General features: G+C 76.4%; 1 pseudogene. It reads right to left on the bottom strand.

Annotation, left to right across the window (positions count from 1 at the left end):
- Positions 1-505: pseudogene (locus HO151_RS04625) on the bottom strand (hypothetical protein); the annotation flags it as partial.

Genomic DNA, 505 nt, shown 5'->3' with positions numbered 1-505 from the left:
CGCCCCGCGGCCCCCTCGCCCAGCCCCGGCACGCTCAGCACCTTCGTGCGGAAGGGTTCGGCGGCCCGCACGGGGGACTGCTCACCGGCGCCGGGGGACGGCGCCTGCCCGTTCCCGGAGGACTCGGACGGCTCGGACGGCCTGCCCTGCGCGGGCACCTCACCGGAACCGTCGCCGTCGCCGCCGTCGGGTCCGTCCGGTGGGGACTGCCCGCCACCGGGCCCGTCCGGATCCGGATCCGGATCGTCGTCCCCGGAATCCCCGGAATCCCCGGAATCCCCGGAATCCCCGGACTCCCCGGAATCCCCGGAATCCCCGGAATCCCCGGAATCCCCGGAACCTTCGGAGCCGTCCCCGCCCTCGAACTCCTCCAGCGTCTCGTCGAGCTTGTCCTCGTCGAGGCCCGGCGCGTCGAACGGGTTGCGCCGCCGCCGGTGCGGCAGCGCGAGGAGCGCGGCCTGCCGCACGTCCTCGGCCAGCACCACGGTCCGCCCCGCCCACGCCG

It is taken from the genome of Streptomyces sp. 8P21H-1, from assembly GCF_013302945.1.
The sequence above is the reverse complement of the archived record's forward strand: the minus strand, read 5'-3'. Positions and strand labels throughout refer to the sequence as shown.